This window comes from Robbsia andropogonis (assembly GCF_000970345.1).
GTDB lineage: Bacteria > Pseudomonadota > Gammaproteobacteria > Burkholderiales > Burkholderiaceae > Robbsia > Robbsia andropogonis.
Genome location: NZ_LAQU01000013.1, coordinates 61569 through 80520, shown reverse-complemented (window position 1 = coordinate 80520; position 18952 = coordinate 61569). Strand labels below are relative to the sequence as shown.

Here is an 18952-nt window from a genome sequence, read left to right as displayed (position 1 = left end):
TTACGCATTGCAAGCAGGGACGGAAGCATCCCGCTATTTCTTTCCCATCTCGACGGAGATTACGCGAATCGAATATCGATCAACGCTGGCGCTGAAAAAAGCAGTTCACAAATGTCGGACGCAGACACCTGTCTTACATCACAGGATCTGCCTACGATAATGCCAATCGGATCTTTTGAAGCTTAACAGGCATCCAAGGTATTTTTATAACATGCGCCGTCAAAAAGACGAGACTCAGCGCATGCCTCCACTACGCTTCCCTTGATTCGATCGGCAAAACGATTTATCCACGAGGGAGCATCATCATGCCTAGCGCCTATCCGCCAGCAACCGTCACAGTCGACCAATTACAGCGAGGCGACATCCTGCTATATATCGATGAACCGGAGACGACGACCGCCGCGCACTTGTTGATCCATATCGCGCAGTTACCGCAGCAACTAGCACGTTGGCGCACTCGCCACGGCAACTCGAGAATAGTCCATGCACTACTTTGGACGCGACTGTCCGATGGTGCACACGACGTCACGGAAATGTCAGGCGGGGACGTCCTGAGAATCCGAAACGCGCGGTTGGATGCAGGCTTTTATCGCGTTTACCGAATGATCGATAATCACGACATGGCACATACGGCTGCAACAGTCGCGGCGGCGTGGGGCGCCGAGGGTAACGTTCCCTATAGCAAACGAGGGGCGGCAACCTCAGTCGTCCGGTCTTCTCATTATGGATCGATGGCAAGAGCCGAAACTGAGAAACACGCGGCGGACGCGTTTGTTTCACATCCGGCATGGGCGAGTGAGGGTGCGTTCTGTTCGCAGTTAGTCATCGCGGCGTACCAGGCAGCCGCATCGATGTGTGAGGTCAAGCCGAAGCGGGTGCTCAACTTGCACGCGGCGGCGACATCGCCCGTCACGCTGCACCGCGGATTGAAGAAGAGCGAACACTTTCATGAATGCGGGTATTTACGGCATGTTGCGTGACAGCGCATACGATTGCGTAGCCCATGACCTTACCTGCCGATGTTATTCGTTCCCTTGTTCCTTCTAACGCCCGCCCCGCTCGCGTGGAGAACGCCAATAGACTTCGTCGTGCCCCTCGGTGCGATTAAGCTGCCGCGCAACAACAAAAAGCCAATCGGACAGCCGATTTAAATACAGGCAGCCCACGCGCGAACCACCGTCCTCCGGATCGTCAGCCAACGACCACAGACTACGCTCCGCGCGCCGGCTGACGGTTCTTGCAACGTGCGCAGCGGCGGCTGCGGCGGTCCCACCCGGCAAGATGAATTCTCGCAACGGCGGCAAATCGGCATTGCCGTCCTCGATCCATTGCTCCACGGCCAACACTGCTTTTTCGGGAAATACGCTGATGCCCGGCATCGCGAGTTCCCCGCCAAGATCGAACAAATCGTGCTGCGCCGCGAGCAAGCACGTGCGGATCGACTCCGGCAACGCATGCGTCAATAGCACGCCTAGCGTCGCATTCAGCTCGTCCACATCGCCAAGCGCGGCAATCCGCAAGGAAGTCTTGGCAACCCTACGCCCGTCGCCAAGGCCGGTCGTCCCGGCATCCCCCGTGCGCGTCACGATTTTCGTCAGTCGATTTTTCATTTCGTTCCCTCATTACACGGCAGCGCCACCCACCCTTGCGCCGCTATCGCGCCGCCAGACATGTGGCAAACACCTGGCATTGTAGAATGGAAGGCACATACCGGATCATGTACATCGCATTATCCCTCTGCGTGATAATGCAGCAATAAAGCGTAGAATTCAGGTCATCCCACGACCTTTCTGTGGTGCTTCGGCACACGCCTCCCATCATGACGTCTGGCCTTCATTCGCCTTCCGCCGCACCGTCCGCACATGCCGCGCGCGGTGTACCGCGCCGCCCGCCCCTCTCACCCGCGCTGCTCGACGCGTTGCAAACGCGTTTTGGCACCCGCGTCACGACGGCGGATGCCGTCCGCGAACACCACGGTAGCGACGAATCACCGTACGACCCGGTGCCGCCCGAAGCCGTGGTGTTCGCGCATTCCACCAAGGAAGTCAGCGACATCGTCACGCTCTGCGCGCATCATGGCACGCCGTTGATTCCCTACGGCGCGGGATCATCGATCGAGGGGCAACTGCTGGCCATCGAAGGCGGCATCTCGATCGACCTGTCCGAAATGAATGCCATCGTGTCGGTGCACGCCGAGGACCTGACCGCGACAGTGCAGGCCGGCGTGACGCGCAAGGGGCTGAACGAACACCTGCGCGACACGGGGCTGTTCTTCCCGATTGATCCAGGCGCCGATGCCAGCCTGGGCGGCATGGCATCCACGCGTGCGTCGGGCACGAACGCGGTCCGCTACGGCTCGATGCGTGAAAATGTACTGGACCTGACCGTGGTGCTGGCCGACGGCCGCGTCATCAAGACCGGTACGCGCGCGCGCAAGTCGTCGGCGGGCTACGACCTGACACGCCTGTTCGTCGGTTCCGAGGGAACACTGGGCATCATCACCGAGGTCACGGTCCGGCTATACCCGCAACCGGAACATCTGTCGGTGGCAATCTGCACCTTCCCGACGATGAACGAGGCAGTGCGGACGGTAATCGAGACGATCCAGATTGGCGTTCCGATCTCGCGAGTCGAATTCATCGACCCGCTGGCGATCCGCGCGCTTAACGACTATTCAAAGCTGTCGATGACCGAGGCGCCCACGCTGTTCTTCGAGTTCCAGGGTTCGCAATCGGCGATCGACGAACAGATCGCGGCGGTGCGCGAACTCGCCGACGGGCATGGTGCATCCGATTTTCAGTGGGCGACAAGGCCTGAAGAGCGCAACAAGCTGTGGACCGCGCGACACAACGCACTGTTCGCCTTCCTGCAATTGCGCCCCGGTTGCAAGGCCATCACAACTGATGTCTGCGTGCCGATTTCGCGTCTGGCCGACTGTGTCAACGAGACCGCGGCGGATCTGGCCGAGTCCGGGCTCTTGTGTCCGATCGTTGGTCATGTGGGTGACGGCAACTTCCACGTCCTGATCCTGGTGGACCCGAACACCGAAGGCGAATTTGAAAAAGGCGAAGCGCTGAACCAGCGTCTGGTACGCCGCGCCATCGCGATGGACGGCACCTGCACCGGCGAACACGGCATCGGCCTGCACAAGATGGGCTTCCTGGTGGAGGAGCATGGCGAGGATGTCATCGGCGTCATGCGCGCCATCAAGCAGGCGCTTGATCCGAAAAACCTGATGAACCCAGGCAAGATCTTCGCTTTCGAGGGACCGACGGTGCCCGCGTTATCCGTCTGACACCGTTCTCCACCAGATACGATGCCGCGCAGGGTTGCGTCGCGCGGCGCCGCTGACTTTCATTGCTACCCGCGTTCTCATGCTTGCTGCCTTCACGGCCCTGCTGGGCTTTCAATTGCTAGGCGAGGCGCTTGCCTTGCTGCTACATCTGCCGATCCCGGGTTCGGTCATCGGCATGATCCTGTTGTTCCTTTTCCTGTTGTGGCGTCCGAGCGTGGCGAAGTCCGTGGAACCTGCGGCGGATACGCTGCTCAAGCACCTATCGCTGTTGTTCGTGCCGGCCGGCGCGGGCGTGATGACTTTTGGCGCCCGTATGGGCGACGAGCTGCCTGCCCTCGCTGTCACCCTGCTTGTCAGCACGGTCCTTGCCATTGCCGTAACGGCGCTGGTGACCAGTGCGCTGATGCGTGACGGTAGGGGTGACAAGCCCAAAGGCGGACAGGTGGAGCAATGACCACGACGACCACGCTGCCCGCCATCTGGATCACGCTGTCGGCATCGCCGTTGTTTGCATTGATCTTGACCATTGGCGTGTACCTGATCGCACTGGCCGTGTCGCGGCGCACCGGCTCGCACCCCCTGGCCAATCCCGTGCTGATGTCAATTGTCCTGATTGTCCTCGTGCTGTCCCTGACGCATACGTCGTACGCGACGTATTTCCACGGCGCGTGGACGATCCATTTCCTACTTGGCCCCGCAACGGTCGCGCTTGCCGTGCCCTTGTTTCGGCAATCGGTGAAACTGCGACGCACCTTACTGCCCTTGTTGGGCGGCCTCGTGGCGGGTTCGCTGACCGCCATTCTCTCCGCCGTGTTCGTGGCGCGTTGCCTGGATTTGCCCTGGCAGACCGTGGCGTCGCTGGCACCGAAGTCCGTCACGACACCGATTGCCATGGCGATTTCCGAAAAGATCGGTGGCCTGCCGTCGCTGACCGCCGTGTTGGTGATTGCCACGGGCATCATCGGCGCCGCCCTGGGACCGACGATCCTGCGCCTAGTGCGAGTGCGAGAGCATGAGGCCGGCGGCTTCGCGATCGGCGTGGCGGCGCATGGCATCGGCACCGCACGCGCCTTTCAAACCAGCGCCGAGATGGGCGCATTCTCCGGCCTCGGCATGGGTATCAACGGCCTCTTCACCGCTATTGTCGTCCCCTTTCTGCTGCCCCTGCTTTCCGGCTGGCTGGGCCACTGACAAGCGGAGCGACGTGGCGGACGCCGCATCCTCGAGCAACATGCGCGTTCCTTGCAGATCGCGGGCGGCGATTTGAACGTCGTCGACCGCTGCGCTCGCCAAAAGTGATACCTTGACGACTCTTGTTCCATGTTTCCCAGAACGCCCCATGCTATCGTCCACCACGCCTCTCGCCAATGACGGCACACGCCTGCGGCAGCAACTCGACGCGGTGCGCGCCCGTATCGCGGAGACCGAGCGGCTTGCGCATCGTCCACCGAACAGCGTCGGCCTGCTCGCCGTCTCGAAAACGTTTCCCGCGGAAGATGTCCGTCAGTTGCATGATCTTGGCCAGCGTGCCTTTGGCGAGAACTACGTGCAGGAAGCGCTTGAAAAGATCGCAGCGCTGCGTGATCTGCGTGCATCGCTGGAATGGCATTTCATCGGTCCGTTGCAAAGCAACAAAACACGCGCGGTCGCCGAGGCGTTCGACTGGGTTCATACGGTGGACCGCCTGAAAATCGCAAACCGGCTGTCCGAGCAGCGGCCGGCGCATCTGCCGCCGCTGAATGTCTGCGTGCAGGTCAATATCAGCCACGAAGCGCGCAAGCATGGTGTGGCGCCATCGGACACGTTGGCGCTGTTGCGCGAGGTTGCAAAGCTTCCTCGACTGCGCCTGCGTGGATTGATGGCCATTCCCGCCGCACTTGGCAATGACACGTCTTCATCGACAGACATGGAGGCGCAGCGGACGCCACATCGTGCGTTACATACTTTGCGCGATCAAGCACGCGGTGCAGGGATCGACCTCGACACGCTGTCCATCGGCATGTCCGCTGATCTGGAAGCCGCCATTTTTGAAGGAAGCACCTTGGTGCGCATTGGCTCTGCGATCTTCGGACATCGCGCCTACGGCACTACATCCATCGGTTAGGTCGTCGGCACGCGCGCGCCGCATTAACATGACTTGAAGCGCGGAAGATGCTTCTTATCAAGCTGAGGGCCTTTGTTGCATTCTCGTATTTGCAGCGAATCAACCATTCGCCGGCGACCATCCACCAATACGTCGTTCACGGCGGCCAAGCCTTACGATGCAGCCCGGTCGAATGACGCGCAAGCGCGAACCGCCTCATGGGTCGAAAACACAGTCGGCATGGCGCATGCGGATGGCGCGGAAGAGAGCACCGATATCGAGGACATCGACTACGCCAGGCGCAACCGATTCGAGATCGTCAGAGCGTGGGGGGAACGCCGGTCACGACAGATGGCAAACAAGGTGGAACAAACGGGATGCCCGGCCAGTGCTGATGCCAGGCGCGCGATGCGTCGATTCCTGAAGCGTTTCCAGAAACCGACCGCTTCATCGGAGCCGATGGCGACCACGGAAAGAAAGGCCAGACCTGGCCCTCTGGCCGACTATCTCGACCTTCGCACGTTCAACGTAGCCGAGAGAGAAGCATTCGATTTGTCTCGCCTGCGCGCGCCACCATCCATCGTGCCGCAACCGCCTTGCCCAGCGACCTTTGGGTGGGAAACCGACTTATTTTCCAGCAATGCCCATGATGGCGACATCGTTGCCGCGAGGGCTTTAGCATTGGATGCGCTTCGGGCCGAGCATGACGATATCGCGTTACCGGAAACGTTGACACGCTGTGCGACAGGCTTGTTAGGACGCGAAAATTTTTTTGTCATGTACCGTGTCGACATTCGACCCGCCGAGGTCCTTTTGCGCACGGGCTTCGGACGATCCCGATGTTTCCTCGGCGTCGATCCAATGCTTTATTCCGGCGACCCTACCCGCGGCGCGAAAGAAGCCGGACAAGATGGCGCCTATGATCCCTTGATCGGCAGCGCATCGTTACGCGGCGCACGGTACGTGTTCACGCGCGGCATCGTCAACGTCACCGGGCACGATATCCCCCGCCTCTACGCAATTCGCGCGGACGGTATTCGCGGCGCCTCCAATGCGGAAAATTTTTGCTATCTCGACCGCGCTATTGATCATTATTCAGGTGACGCGCTACGTGAAATGGACGAGATGCATCTCGACGCGGAACCGGTCACCTCGGCGCATATCCATCTGCTCGATTGCGAAGATCCCGCCGAACGCAGACTGATCGCCACGTTGCTGCATAAGCTGCCTTACGATGTCTTCGGCGTGCCGTTGCGCGATTTCGTCGCGTTCGAGGCGTTGGCGAAACGCCACGGTCATCCGATCATCGATACGTACGATTTTCCAGAGGCGGAAGCGTTCTTCAAGGCACGCTGGTTACCCGTGCCATGCAATGACGCGTCATTGCGCCGCGTGGCATGGCCCCATGACGGGCTCGACCAAGGCGGCACCGGGGATCACCCCCAATAGCGATGCCGTGGATGCCGCACGGTTGAAACCTACCCGCCTTCGCGCCGCGCCCGCCGGCACGGCCTGATGGATCACATCACAACCGACAGACCCAAGGTCAGCGCGAGTGCCACCACGGAGATGATCGTCTCCAGCACGGACCAGGTCTTAAACGTCTGCGCCACGGTCATGTTCAGATATTCCTTGATCAGCCAAAACCCACCGTCGTTGACATGCGACAGGATCAACGAACCTGCCCCGGTCGCCAGCACCAACAGTTCCGGACGAGTGCCGGTAGCCACTGCCGCGATCGGCGCAATGATGCCCGCAGCGGTCGTCATCGCCACCGTGGCGGACCCCGTCGCAAGACGGATCAGCGCCGCCACCAGCCATGCAAGCACCAACAGCGGTACATGTGCGCCCGTGGCCACGTCGACGATCGCCTTCGACACGCCGCTATCCATCAAGATGCGGCCAAAACCGGCACCCGCACCTACCACCAGCGTGATGCTCGCGGTGGGCGCCAGGCAGTCGTTCGACCATTTCAGAATCATTTCACGCGTAAAGCCGCGTGCCTTGCCGAACGTGTAGAAGCTCAGCAACACCGCCAACAGAAGTGCCATGTCGGGGTTACCGATCAGGCGTAGCAGGTCGTTCGCCGTTGATTTCGGCGTCGTGAACAGGTCGGCCCAACTGCCGACTAGCATCAAGACCACGGGCAGCAACACCGTCACCAGCGTCAAGCCGAAGCTCGGCAGTTGCCGTGTGCTGCCGTCCTCCTTCGCCGTGAACTGCTCGGCGATCGGATTGTGCTCCGGCAGCGTGATATGCGGCGCGATGAATTTCGCCCAGAGCGGGCCAGCGCAGATCGCGGTGGGAATACCGACGATCAGCGCGAACAGGATCGTTCGACCGATATCGGCGTTATAGGCGCTGACCGCCAGCAAGGCCGCCGGGTGAGGCGGGACCAGACCATGCACGACGGACAGACCTGCGATCATCGGCAGACCGACCTTGATCATCGACACGCCGGTACGGCGCGCGACGTTGAACGCGATCGGCACCAACAGCACGAAACCCACCTCGAAGAACACCGGCAGACCGACGAGAAAGCCGATGCACATCATCGCCCATTCGACATTCTTTTCGCCGAACGTATTAATCATCGTGCGGGCGATACGTTCCGCCCCACCGGACTCGGCCATCATCTTGCCAAGCATCGTGCCCAGCCCGACGACGATGGCAATGTGGCCCAAAGCGCCACCCACACCTGTCTCAAAAGACTTGACGATCGTCGGGATCGGCATGCCGACGACCAACGCCAGAAGGACCGACACCACCATCAGCGTGATGAATGGATTCAGCTTGAACTTGGCGATCAGCACGATCAGTGCGATCACCGCCACCAGCGCATAGACCAGCAGCATTCCACCATGAACGGGTGTCATGACTTCCCCTTTAGAATCGGACGTGTATTGTATTGAAATTGCAGGCTACGGCGGCGTATTGTCAGGATCTCTTATAGGCAACGCAGTCGACTTCGACCTTGCAGTCGATCACCATGCTCGATTGCACACACGCGCGGGCCGGTGGATTCGCGCCGAAATATTCCGCGAACACGCGATTGAACGACATGAAGTCCCGGGCATCGTCAAGCCAGACACCACACCGCATTACATGCTCCGGACCATAGCCGGCCTCTTCCAGAATAGACAGCAAGTTGCGGATGGCCTGGTGCGATTGCGTGACGATACCGCCCTCGACAACCTCGCCATTGACCATCGGCGTCTGGCCCGACACCCACAGCCAGCCGTCCGCCTGCGTCGCGCGCGCAAACGGCAGGTTTTGTCCTCCCGTGCCCTTGCCGCCCTCCACGCCATAGCGCTTGATATCCGTCATCGTTGATTCTCCTGCATCAGTAAAGTAAGCAAATGCTTTCAACCGTCCCACCGCCCTTGTTTTATCCAACAGGCATCGGCATGCGTCGTGCCTCACCCTTCATCGAGCGGCGATGTCGATCCCATTGTCATCGGACCCCGCGCGACGAAGCGCCCGCTGCGCTCGCCCGTGAGCTGTCCGTCCCGATAAGTGAGGGTTCCGTTCACCCAGACCGCGACAATGCCCGCCGCCGCCTGAACCGGATCGTCGAACGTCGCCACATCGATGATCGTCTCCGGATCGAACAAGGTCAGGTCAGCCCAATACCCGGAACGAATCTCGCCGCGCTCGGTCAGGCCGAAGCGCGCGGCCGGCAAGCCCGTCATCTTGTGTACCGCCATGCTCCGCGGCATCAACGCGAGATCGCGACTGTAATGACCCAGAATCCGCGGAAAGGCGCCCCACAGGCGTGGATGCGGGCGCGGATCCTCCGGGAGGCCGTCCGATCCGAACATCGTCAACGGATGCCGCATGATCCGCTGCACATCGTTCTCGTCCATGTTGTAGTAGACCGCCCCGGCAGGCTGCAACCGACGTGCCGCATCTTCTAGCGACAATCGCCAATCGGCGGCGATATCCGCCAGGTGCCGTCCCGCTTGTTCCGGATGCGGTGTCGACCAGGTGATCTTGATCGGAAAGTCGCTGGTCACCTGCTTTATATCCAGCGTCGACGAACTGGCCGCGTAGGGATAGCAGTCGCAGCCTACCGGCTGATAGCGCGCGGCACCGGCAACGCTGTCCAGCACCTCGGCGCTGCGGCCCCAATTGCCGGCGCCGGCGCATTTCAGATGCGAGACGATCACGGGCACGCGCGCCTGACGACCTACGGCGTAGGCTTCATCGAGCGCCTCCAGGATAGGGGCGAACTCACTGCGCAGGTGCGTCGTGTACACCGCGGCATGGTCGGCCAGCACCCCGGCAAGCCCTTGCACTTCTTCCGGCGTGGCCGCAAACGCATTACCGTAGGCAAGGCCGGTACTCAATCCCAACGCACCATCGGCGAGTGCGGCATCGAGCTCGGCGCGCATGGCTGCCACTTCGTCATCGGTGGCGGCGCGGTCGAGGCGGTCGAGATGGTTGCTGCGCAAGGCCGTATGACCGATCAGCGCCGCCACGTTGACCGCGGGCTGCGCGGCATCCACTGCCACGCGATACGCCGTGAACGTCGGATAACGGAACGCGTCCGGCGTGCCGAGCAGATTCATCGGATCAGGCACCGGCGCCGCCGGGTCGCGTAAGCGCACGGGTGACGCGCTGATGCCACAATTGCCGACGATCACCGTCGTGATGCCCTGCGATACCTTCGGCAGCATGTCCGGTGAACGGATCGCCATCGTGTCGTCGTGCGTATGGGCGTCGATGAAGCCCGGTGCCAGTACCAACCCGCGACCGTCGATGTCGTCGTGTCGCGCGACGGCTTTCAGTCGCAGCATATCGCCCGGCGCCATGATATCGATGATGCGGCCGTCGCTTAGACCAATATCAGCACGATATGACGGTCCACCACTGCCATCTTCCACTTCAACGTCGTGGATGATCGTGTCATATGCCGGCTTTTCCTCGGCCGAACGCACACGCCGCATGGCATTGTCGTTCCCCATCGTTCTGGCCGCTTCGTGACGGTCCGTCATCATTGCCTCCTGTCCATTCAATCACCGAGCGGCAACCTGTCATGCCGGCCGTCGTCCCGGTAGCTATCCAACACCAGCTTCACGCGACGCAGCCGTTCCTGGTTCGCCTCCGCGTGCAGCAAGGCAAATTGCGTCATCAGGATGTCGATCGCCAGCAACATGCCGTAGCGCGCGGCAGTCGGCTTGTAGATGAAATCCGTTTCGTCCACGCGCAACGGCAAGGTCACATCCGCAAGGTGCGCCAACGGCGAATCCGGCATCGTGATGGCCAGTACTTTCGCGCCATAGCCCTGTGCAATGCGAATCGCGTCCAGCAACTCGGGGGTCAGGCCCGTCAGCGACAACGCGATGATCAGATGATCAGGCCCGGCAACCGCGCTCGCCATCCGCATCAGTACCGGGTCGTGGTATGCCGCCACCGCTTTGCCGAGCCGGACGAGCCGATGCTGGCACTCGTCCGCCATCACCGTCGATGCCCCGCCCATCCCATAGCTGTGCACCGTCCGTGCATGGTCGAGCAATGCGACGGCCGCCTCGAACATCGGTGAATCGAATTGTCGCAACTGCCCATGCAGAATCGTCTCGATGTCGGCTACCACGGCGCCAAATACACCGGAACGCGTGCCGTCTTCCTTGGCATGCGCGGCAGCACGCGCGTTAAAGCGCGCGCCTACGGTCTGGGCCTGCGCCAATTGCATTCGCAAATCGCGGATGTCCTGGCAACCCATGGTTTTCGCGAACCGCGATAGCGCCGAGCGGCTGACGCCGGCCCGCGCCGCCAGCTGATCGATCGTCGCCGAGGCGGCGAAGGTCAGATCTTTCAAGCAGGCGTCGGCGATACGGTGCTCGGTCGCGCTGAAACGCGCACGCAATGCGCTGATCTGATAAACGAGATCCATCGGACGAAGAGAATGCGGCACGAGAGGCGGGTGAGGCGACTGGCGCTATCGGTTGGATGACAGGCGTGGTCATCGGCGCGGTCGGCGCGCGCGGCGCAGCGTCTCCGCGTCAGACCGCCATCGCCTAGAAAAACGTCGTTACCGCGCCGGTCACTTTGTAGTCTTCATCGACGAGCAAGAGCTGCTTCCATTTGTCGAACGTCAAGCAGGGATGGGAGATATCGAAGCACAGCATGTCTCCTGGCTGGATATCGGCGCCGGGCGGCACCGTCAGGAAAGCATGCTGGTCCATCATCGCGGTGATCTTCCAGTCGGCGGGCGCCGCCACGGGCGGTCGCTCGCCCACCGCATCGGCCGCATTTGCCAGCGATGACGGCCGGTAATGCAGCGATACCTCTGGAAAACCGGCGTCGAACGCCGCATCACGTTTGCCCAGCGCAACGATGGCCTTGCCCGATTCGGGCACAGACTGCACATGCGCCCACAATTGCAGCGCTGGCAGCAAGCTGCGCTGCATCTCGCGCGCTATCGGGTTGTCCGCCTGGATACGCTCGTTGGCGCGTCGGTAGATGCCGACGTCATGGGTGAGGTAGCAGCCCGGACGCAGCACCAGTTCCATCGTGGCGGCGCCGGCAGTGAACTCCTCGGCGACCACGTCATACCATGCGGAACCAGCGCCGGACAGGATCGGCGCCATCGACGTCCCTTCATGCTGAAACGTTGCTTCACCCGTCGCGAAATCACCGGCATCGGCAATCGCCTGAACCCGGGCGCAAACCCGTCGCAGGAAATCACGGATCGCGCCCTCTTCATTCAGCACGCCTTCGTACAACTCGACACCGACTAACGCCAGCGCTGGCCAGCGACGCACTGCCATGCGCACGGCTTCTTCCTGCGCCACATCGCGCACGCCGGTGCGTCCACCCGGCACGCCATATTCGAGTAGCACGCGCAAACGCTGGCCGGCTGCCGTGAAATAAGCACCCAAGGCCTCGACGTTCTCAACGGAATCGACACAACAACAGAACTCGAAAGCGGGATCGGCTTGCTGCAGAGCGGCGATGATGGCCATGTTCGCGCGACCGATCAACTGATTCGCCAGCAGCACGCGACGCACGCCATGCCCGAAGGCAGCACGCGTCTGCGCCGCCGTCGCGAGCGTGATGCCCCACGCGCCATGCGCCAACTGACGCTGGAACAACGCCGGGCTCATGGTCGTCTTTCCGTGGGGAGCAAGTTTGACGCTGTAGCGGTCGATAAACGCCTGCATCCATTGCAGGTTGTGCGTGATGCGTGCCTCGCGCAGCACCGCAACCGGCAGGCTGACGTCTTCGCGCAGAATCTGCCAGCCGGCTTGCGCGACGTCGGCGACGCTGGCGGCGGCGATCTCCACCCCGAGGCCCTTGCCGAAACGATCGAGCATGGGATGCGTGTCCGCCTTCCACGCCGACACCGGCGCTCGTGACTGAAAATTATTTTCACGCATCGCATCCTCTCCAGAAAGCCAAATACCCGATTACCGCTGATCGGATGCTAGGCGAACCAAAAGCGAATGGCAATAGGTGAAAATAATTTTCGTCAGCCGATGCCGCGCAGCAGGTATTGCGCGACGATACCCGCGAAGAGCGCGGCGCCGAGCCAATTATTGTGCAGGAACGCCTTGAAGCAGCCGTCGCGATCGCGATCCCGGATCAATCGGTGGTGGTGGATCACGCACGCCGCGGCCAACACCAGGCCGACCATGTACGGCAGCGAAAAGCCCAGCGCGGCGCCAATGCCCGAATAGGTGGCGAGGAACACCAGATAGCACGCCATCACGGCTGCCACATCATAGCGACCGAACGTAATGGCAGAGGTGCGCATGCCGATCTTCACATCATCGTCGCGATCGACCATCGCATACTCGGTGTCATAAGCGACCGCCCAGAAAACGTTGGCGGCGAGCATCACCCACGCCAGCAGTGGCACGTGATCTTGCACGGCGGCGAAGGCCATCGGAATGCCGAAGCCGAACGCAATCCCGAGATAGGCTTGCGGAATCGCGAAGAAGCGCTTGAAGAAGGGATAGGTTCCGGCCACGAAGACAGCCACGAGAGAGAGCCACTTCGTCAGCCCATTCAGTGGCAGGATCAGCAGGAACGACAGCACGGCAAGCCCCGCAGCCAATGCCAACGCTTCCCACGCGCGGATACGTCCCGACGTCAATGGGCGATTCGCGGTGCGTTTCACGTGCTTGTCGAAATCGCGGTCCGCATAGTCGTTGATCGCGCAGCCCGCGGAACGCATCAGGATCGTGCCGATAATGAAAATCGCCACCATACCCGGCTTCGGATGCCCATCGGATGCAATCCACAATGCGTTCAGCGTGGGCCACAGCAACAACAAGCTGCCAATCGGCTTGTCCATCCTGATCAGACGCAGATACAGCGGCAGCCGCGCGCGCAATCGCGCGATCGGGCCGTCAGGCGAACCTGCGGGCGGAGGGGACGAAGGGGAAGGTGAAACGTGCGGCATCATGCATCCTCGCTGGGGTGAATGCATGATACACGCTTCACTTGAACAGGCCGTCGATGGCGCACCCTCGATGCGGCATGCACGGTAAACGTAGCGCGGGCCATCGTCCCCCCCTGGTAAATCAAGGGAAAACGATGGCCCGCCAAAATCAACGGTCCACCTTCGCACGAGCAGCATGCGTGGACCGGTTCACGCGTCAAGTCCGCGGCGTCACGGCAAGTCCGATCACGTGACGCGGCTTTTTACGCCAGCAGGGAGCGTAGCATCCACGCGGTCTTTTCGTGCGTCTGCATGCGTTGCGTCAGCAGGTCGGCGGTCGGCTCATCACTGGCGGCATCGCAGATCGGGAAGATGGCGCGCGCGGTGCGCACCACGGCTTCCTGGCCTTCGACCAGTTCCTTGATCATCGTGCTCGCGTCCGGCACGCCGTCCGTTTCCGCGATCGTCGTCAGCTTCGCGAACTCCTTGTAGCTGCCCGGCGCGAAATATCCCAATGCCCGGATACGCTCCGCGATGTCGTCGGAAGCGACAGCCAACTCCGTGTACTGCGTCTCGAACATCGTGTGCAGCGAGTTGAACTGCGGACCCGTTACGTTCCAGTGGAAGTAATGCGTCTTCAGGTACAGCGTATACGTATCGGCCAGCAACCGGCTCAAGCCTTCCGCCAGCTTCTTGCGGTCGTCATCACCAATGCCGATATTGACCGCCACGCTTTTCTCTTTCTTGCCCATTGCAGCACTCCTGTTATTGTCCGCTCAAGTTTATCGGAACCTTTTCCATCCTGCGCGTCTTGCGCAGGCGCGCAGATAGCATACCAAGCGCCTTTTCCGCTCGCGCACTCGTCATGACACCCGCGCATTCACTTGCGACGAGAACCCTTATCAAGAACGTCCTCGACACCCTTGAACGCAGTGTACAACGGCTTACATAATTAATAAAATTAATCGAGTATATTATTTCGATAGCTTTTAAAAATCACAAGGATTGCTTCATTTCGTCTGTTGCTCAAGCACGCGGCCATCCGTCATCGTGCCGCGCGGGGCAATGCCGGCGTGGGTGACCGCGATGAAGCGCACTCAGTGCGCGCGGGCGAAATGGGCAAACAGGCGGGTCAACGTCGACATCGGCGTGCGATTTCGATGTTGCGGGCGAACGGCAGGGGTCGTCGAGGCGTTGGAAGTGCGATTCGTGCTCATGGTATTTCGTCTCCTTACATGCAATATCTATCAACGCGGCGCCCGGGGTGACGCCATGAAAACGAATTTACATTAAACTATCGAAAAGTTGAAATTGATTATTTTTATCTATCAGATAGTCTGACAGCAGCACCGGTCGGACATTTATTTAATACGCACCGCTCTTTGGAAATACGCGCGGGTTGGCAAGTTCTGTGGCCGAGGACGTGCCATCTGCAATCGGCCGGTGGAAATCAGATGTCGCGCGCCCTTCTCGACCGTGCAGGCCAGACGTCCGCACAGCGCCACGCGATGGCCACACAGGATGGTGGCGTGATCGGCTTACTGCGCGACCGCGGGCAGGTCGAGTTTTTCCACGCCCTGTAGCTCGCAGGCCAGGACTGCCTGGCATACGGCTTCGATCGCCTCGTTGCGCGTGAAGCTCTTGCGCCACGCCAGGACGACGCGACGGTCCGGTGCGGGTGCCGTGAACGGCACGTAGGACAACAGCCCGCTATCTGTCGTGCGATCCAGCTCGGAGATCTGGGGGACCGATGTGCGCGGCAGCACCGTGATTCCGACGCCGCTCGCCACCATATGCCGAATCGTTTCCAGCGATGAACCCTCGAATGTCTTCTGAATGCCGTCGGCGTTCTGCGAGAAGCGCATCAGTTCAGGGCATACGCCCAGCACCTGGTCACGGAAGCAATGGCCATTGCCAAGCAACAACATCGTCTCTTTCTTCAGATCGTCGGCGACGATCGCCGGACGTCGTTCCCAATCATGACCACGCGGCACGGCAACCACGAATGGCTCATCGTAGAGCGGGCGCACCATCAGCCCCGTTTCAGGAAACGGCAATGCCATGATGGCCACGTCAAGTTCACCCTGCTTCAGCAATTCGAGCAGCTTCAACGTGTAGTTCTCTTGCAGCATCAGCGGCATCTGCGGCACCAGCTCGATCATGTTCTTGACGAGCGCCGGCAACAGATACGGGCCAATCGTATAGATCACGCCAAGGCGCAGCGGACCGGCCAGCGGGTCCTGCCCCTGTTTGGCAATCTCCTTGATCGCCAGTGTCTGCTCCAGCACCCGTTGCGCCTGTGCGACAATCTGGTTGCCCACTGGCGTTACGCTGACTTCGTTGGTGCCGCGCTCGAAAATCTGCACTTCGAGCTCGTCCTCTAGCTTCTTGATCGCCACCGACAGCGTCGGTTGGCTGACAAAGCAGGCCTCTGCGGCACGGCCAAAGTGACGTTCGCGCGCTACTGCGACGATATATTTCAGTTCAGTAAGCGTCATGACAATCGAAAAAGGGAACGCGATAGATTTTTTCTCTCACTGTGGTTTATACACGCGTTGTCCTCATCCGCCAACCCGCGCCGGCACGACATTCTTGTCGTGGCAGTCTTTATGCCTTCAGAAATTGTGCCCTTGTGCCCAGCCAGCGGTCCAGATGCGCCTGAGCCGCATCGGGATGCGTCGCCAGTAGCTGCTGTGCCAGCGCATGCGCCGGCTCGACCAGCCAGCGGTCGACTTCCAGGTCGGCGAAGCGCAGCATGGCGGCACCGGATTGACGCGCGCCAAGGAACTCTCCCGGACCACGAATTTCCAGGTCCCGACGTGCGATCTCAAAGCCGTCCGTGGTGTCGCGCATGGTTTGCAGCCGTGATTTGGCAATCTGCCCGAGCGGTTGCGCGTACATCAGGACACACGCGGACGCGGTACTGCCCCGGCCCACGCGGCCACGCAACTGGTGCAACTGCGCCAGGCCAAACCGCTCGGCGTGCTCTATCACCATCAACGATGCATTCGGAACATCCACGCCGACTTCGATCACCGTAGTCGCCACCAATACCTGCGTACGGGCGGCGGCGAAATCGTCCATCACCGTCTGTTTCTCCGCCGCGGACAGCTTGCCGTGGATCAAACCGATGCGCAGCTCCGGCATGGCGGCGGCCAGTGCGCCATGCGTGTCCACCGCAGTCTGCAATTGCAGCGCTTCGCTTTCCTCGATCAGTGGGCAGACCCAATAGATCTGCGCACCACGCAACGCCGCCTGGCGCACCCGCTCCACCACCTCGGCGCGGCGCAGGTCCGAGATCGTTTTCGTGATGATCGGCGTACGGCCGGGCGGGAGAGCGTCAATCGTCGACACGTCCAGATCGGCGTAATACGTCATCGCCAGCGTCCTCGGGATGGGCGTGGCGCTCATCATCAGTTGGTGCGGCTGCACCCCCTCCGCCAGCGGCGCAAGTACCGGCGGGCGGGCGATCGGCGTATCCGGGCCCGCCGCGGTGTCACGCGCGCCCGCGTCCATGCCGATGCGCGCATCACGATGCGCAATGGTGCCCGCATGGCGCGCCTTCTGACGTAGCGCGAGGCGCTGCCCGACCCCGAAGCGATGCTGCTCATCGACGATGACCAGACCCAACCGCGCGAACGTGACGGTGTCCTGGATGATGGCATGGGTGCCGATGGTCAATTGCGCCATGCCGGAAGCCGCGGCCTCGATGGCCGTCCGCTTCGCCTTCGCCCCGAGACTGCCCGCGAGCCATCCGACATGCACGCCCAAGGGCTCGAGCCAGCCACGCAGTTTTCGCGCGTGCTGCTCAGCCAGGATTTCCGTCGGCGCCATCAAGGCAACCTGATAGCCCGCATCGATCGCCTGCGTGGCCGCCAACGCCGCCACGACCGTCTTGCCACTCCCCACATCGCCCTGCAGCAATCGTTGCATCGGATAACGGACCGCCAGGTCACCCGAGATCTCCGCACACACCTTGCGCTGCGCCTCCGTCAGTTGAAACGGCAAGGCCCGCAGCAGGCGTTCGGTCAACGACCCGGCATGAGCGTTGGCATCAACACCCGCACGTGCGCCAGGCGCCGGTCCCGCCGTCCTCGTCGCGGGGGACACTTCGCCCTGTTGCAATGGTTGCGGCACCGGCATGGCTGGCGCCGCCTGCGCGCGCCGCTCGGCACGCGCCCGCGCCAGCGACAATTGCTGAGCCAGCAATTCATCGAATTTGATCCGGACCCATGCGGGATGCGTGCGATCGATCAGGGCCTGCGCATCGACATCCTTCGCCGGATGATGCAATGCCCGTACCGCATCGGCCAAGGTGGGCAAGCCGCGCGCGCCGTCACCAAACCGCCCGGCCCTGGCAATCTCGTGTGTCGGCATCACGTTTGCCGGAATCACTTCGTGCAAGGGCGTGCGTGCCATCGCATTATCGATTGCCTTGCGCAGATAGGCCTGGCTGACCCCGGCCGTCGACGGATAGACCGGTGTCAATGCAGTCGGCAGCGGCGTGTCCGGCTCCACCGCGCGATAGGTCGGATGCACCATTTCAAGACCGAGAAAACCGCCGCGCACTTCCCCGCGAACCCGCAGCAGCGTACCGGGCGCGAAATGGCGCAATTGCGAACCGTAGAAATGCAGGAAGCGCAAGCTCAATGGTTCGCCAAAACGGCGCCCCGACATGTCGTGCCCGACGGGACGCTCGACATCCGCGCCCGGCGTATCCTCAAGGGGAGCCGTGCCGCGCGTGGCCCCCATCGCCGCGGCATCCTCCACCCGTACGACGAGTTGCTTCCGGGGCCGATAGGACACTTCCGAATCCACGACGCGCACCTCGACCTGCGCAAGCATGCCAGGCAACAACTGCGCGAATGGCGTGATCCGGGTCTCATCCTCATAGCGCATCGGCAGGTGCAGGACGAGATCGATGTCGCGCGCCAAACCGAGCTTGTTCAGCTTGGCGGCCGCGTCGCTGCCGGCGGCTTTTTTCGCAGGAACCTTTTTCTCCGCGGGCATAAGTACACTTCACCAGTACAATAACGACTTTTGCGCATTCGCCCGGGCCACCCTGGCCCGCATGCCCTCCGTGTCCGGATGCCGGAATTCCCGGCTCGTAAGGATCCGCAGGGCATCCCGGAACCGCTCTGCCGTGCTCCCGGTGCCGCGTTTGCGCGCGATTACAGCATGTCCG

16 protein-coding genes are annotated in these 18952 nt (G+C 61.5%); 6 read left to right on the top strand and 10 right to left on the bottom strand.

Features of this window, described 5'->3' with window-relative positions:
* Window positions 1-305 precede the first annotated feature (305 nt).
* Window positions 306-980 (top strand): hypothetical protein, encoded by a 675-nt coding sequence (locus tag WM40_RS27915; protein ID WP_024901778.1) that lies wholly within the window; start codon window positions 306-308, stop codon window positions 978-980.
* A gap of 63 nt (window positions 981-1043) precedes the next feature.
* Here WM40_RS27915 and WM40_RS13715 read toward each other — a convergent pair whose 3' ends face one another.
* Window positions 1044-1610 (bottom strand): cob(I)yrinic acid a,c-diamide adenosyltransferase, encoded by a 567-nt coding sequence (locus tag WM40_RS13715; protein WP_024901779.1) that lies wholly within the window; start codon window positions 1608-1610, stop codon window positions 1044-1046.
* 209 nt (window positions 1611-1819) lie between these two features.
* Here WM40_RS13715 and WM40_RS13710 point away from each other — a divergent pair, with 209 nt between their 5' ends.
* The 5 genes from WM40_RS13710 to WM40_RS13690 all read left to right on the top strand — a co-directional run bounded on the left by WM40_RS13710 (window position 1820) and on the right by WM40_RS13690 (window position 6827).
* Window positions 1820-3295: an FAD-binding oxidoreductase gene (locus tag WM40_RS13710; protein WP_024901780.1), complete on the top strand. Its 1476-nt coding sequence runs from the start codon at window positions 1820-1822 to the stop codon at window positions 3293-3295.
* Between the two features lie 79 nt (window positions 3296-3374).
* The gene (locus tag WM40_RS13705; protein ID WP_024901781.1) at window positions 3375-3749 is read left to right on the top strand and encodes a CidA/LrgA family protein; all 375 of its coding nucleotides are present in this window, start codon (window positions 3375-3377) and stop codon (window positions 3747-3749) included.
* Window positions 3746-4486: an LrgB family protein gene (locus WM40_RS13700; RefSeq protein ID WP_046153109.1), complete on the top strand. Its 741-nt coding sequence runs from the start codon at window positions 3746-3748 to the stop codon at window positions 4484-4486. The genes WM40_RS13705 and WM40_RS13700 overlap by 4 nt, the downstream gene beginning before the upstream one ends.
* A gap of 148 nt (window positions 4487-4634) precedes the next feature.
* Window positions 4635-5399, top strand: a complete 765-nt coding sequence (locus WM40_RS13695) for a YggS family pyridoxal phosphate-dependent enzyme (RefSeq protein WP_024901784.1) — start codon at window positions 4635-4637, stop codon at window positions 5397-5399.
* A gap of 75 nt (window positions 5400-5474) precedes the next feature.
* Window positions 5475-6827: a hypothetical protein gene (locus WM40_RS13690; protein ID WP_157685792.1), complete on the top strand. Its 1353-nt coding sequence runs from the start codon at window positions 5475-5477 to the stop codon at window positions 6825-6827.
* Window positions 6828-6898: 71 nt separating this feature from the next.
* On the opposite strand, the gene WM40_RS13685 is transcribed toward WM40_RS13690, so the two are convergent.
* The 9 genes from WM40_RS13685 to recG all read right to left on the bottom strand — a co-directional run bounded on the left by WM40_RS13685 (window position 6899) and on the right by recG (window position 18777).
* Entirely contained in the window at window positions 6899-8254 is a 1356-nt protein-coding gene (locus WM40_RS13685; protein WP_024901786.1) for a GntT/GntP/DsdX family permease, read from the bottom strand.
* A 61-nt stretch (window positions 8255-8315) separates the two neighbouring features.
* The gene (locus tag WM40_RS13680) at window positions 8316-8705 is read right to left on the bottom strand and encodes a RidA family protein (RefSeq protein ID WP_024901787.1); all 390 of its coding nucleotides are present in this window, start codon (window positions 8703-8705) and stop codon (window positions 8316-8318) included.
* A 92-nt stretch (window positions 8706-8797) separates the two neighbouring features.
* On the bottom strand, window positions 8798-10327 hold the full coding sequence (locus WM40_RS13675) for an N-acyl-D-amino-acid deacylase family protein (RefSeq protein WP_046153138.1): 1530 nt from the start codon (window positions 10325-10327) through the stop codon (window positions 8798-8800).
* Between the two features lie 65 nt (window positions 10328-10392).
* The gene (locus WM40_RS13670) at window positions 10393-11274 is read right to left on the bottom strand and encodes a MurR/RpiR family transcriptional regulator (RefSeq protein WP_046153107.1); all 882 of its coding nucleotides are present in this window, start codon (window positions 11272-11274) and stop codon (window positions 10393-10395) included.
* A 124-nt stretch (window positions 11275-11398) separates the two neighbouring features.
* Entirely contained in the window at window positions 11399-12697 is a 1299-nt protein-coding gene (locus WM40_RS13665; RefSeq protein ID WP_046153137.1) for an amino acid deaminase, read from the bottom strand.
* A gap of 155 nt (window positions 12698-12852) precedes the next feature.
* Window positions 12853-13719, bottom strand: coding sequence for a 4-hydroxybenzoate octaprenyltransferase (ubiA, locus tag WM40_RS13660; RefSeq protein ID WP_046153136.1), 867 nt, complete (start codon window positions 13717-13719; stop codon window positions 12853-12855).
* 311 nt (window positions 13720-14030) lie between these two features.
* Window positions 14031-14519: a Dps family protein gene (locus WM40_RS13655; protein WP_024901792.1), complete on the bottom strand. Its 489-nt coding sequence runs from the start codon at window positions 14517-14519 to the stop codon at window positions 14031-14033.
* 786 nt (window positions 14520-15305) lie between these two features.
* Window positions 15306-16265, bottom strand: a complete 960-nt coding sequence (locus tag WM40_RS13645) for a LysR substrate-binding domain-containing protein (RefSeq protein ID WP_024901793.1) — start codon at window positions 16263-16265, stop codon at window positions 15306-15308.
* A 109-nt stretch (window positions 16266-16374) separates the two neighbouring features.
* Window positions 16375-18777 (bottom strand): ATP-dependent DNA helicase RecG, encoded by a 2403-nt coding sequence (recG, locus tag WM40_RS13640; RefSeq protein ID WP_024901794.1) that lies wholly within the window; start codon window positions 18775-18777, stop codon window positions 16375-16377.
* Window positions 18778-18952 lie beyond the last annotated feature (175 nt).

Bases quoted from the DNA above. Each gene is read 5' to 3' on its own strand.
- WM40_RS27915 (WP_024901778.1), top strand. From the start codon at position 306: ATGCCTAGCGCCTATCCGCCAGCAACCGTCACAGTCGACCAATTACAG.
- WM40_RS13715 (WP_024901779.1), bottom strand. From the start codon at position 1,610: ATGAAAAATCGACTGACGAAAATCGTGACGCGCACGGGGGATGCCGGG.
- WM40_RS13710 (WP_024901780.1), top strand. From the start codon at position 1,820: ATGACGTCTGGCCTTCATTCGCCTTCCGCCGCACCGTCCGCACATGCC.
- WM40_RS13705 (WP_024901781.1), top strand. From the start codon at position 3,375: ATGCTTGCTGCCTTCACGGCCCTGCTGGGCTTTCAATTGCTAGGCGAG.
- WM40_RS13700 (WP_046153109.1), top strand. From the start codon at position 3,746: ATGACCACGACGACCACGCTGCCCGCCATCTGGATCACGCTGTCGGCA.
- WM40_RS13695 (WP_024901784.1), top strand. From the start codon at position 4,635: ATGCTATCGTCCACCACGCCTCTCGCCAATGACGGCACACGCCTGCGG.
- WM40_RS13685 (WP_024901786.1), bottom strand. From the start codon at position 8,254: ATGACACCCGTTCATGGTGGAATGCTGCTGGTCTATGCGCTGGTGGCG.
- WM40_RS13680 (WP_024901787.1), bottom strand. From the start codon at position 8,705: ATGACGGATATCAAGCGCTATGGCGTGGAGGGCGGCAAGGGCACGGGA.
- WM40_RS13675 (WP_046153138.1), bottom strand. From the start codon at position 10,327: ATGCGGCGTGTGCGTTCGGCCGAGGAAAAGCCGGCATATGACACGATC.
- WM40_RS13670 (WP_046153107.1), bottom strand. From the start codon at position 11,274: ATGGATCTCGTTTATCAGATCAGCGCATTGCGTGCGCGTTTCAGCGCG.
- WM40_RS13665 (WP_046153137.1), bottom strand. From the start codon at position 12,697: ATGCTCGATCGTTTCGGCAAGGGCCTCGGGGTGGAGATCGCCGCCGCC.
- WM40_RS13655 (WP_024901792.1), bottom strand. From the start codon at position 14,519: ATGGGCAAGAAAGAGAAAAGCGTGGCGGTCAATATCGGCATTGGTGAT.
- WM40_RS13645 (WP_024901793.1), bottom strand. From the start codon at position 16,265: ATGACGCTTACTGAACTGAAATATATCGTCGCAGTAGCGCGCGAACGT.
- recG (WP_024901794.1), bottom strand. From the start codon at position 18,777: ATGCCCGCGGAGAAAAAGGTTCCTGCGAAAAAAGCCGCCGGCAGCGAC.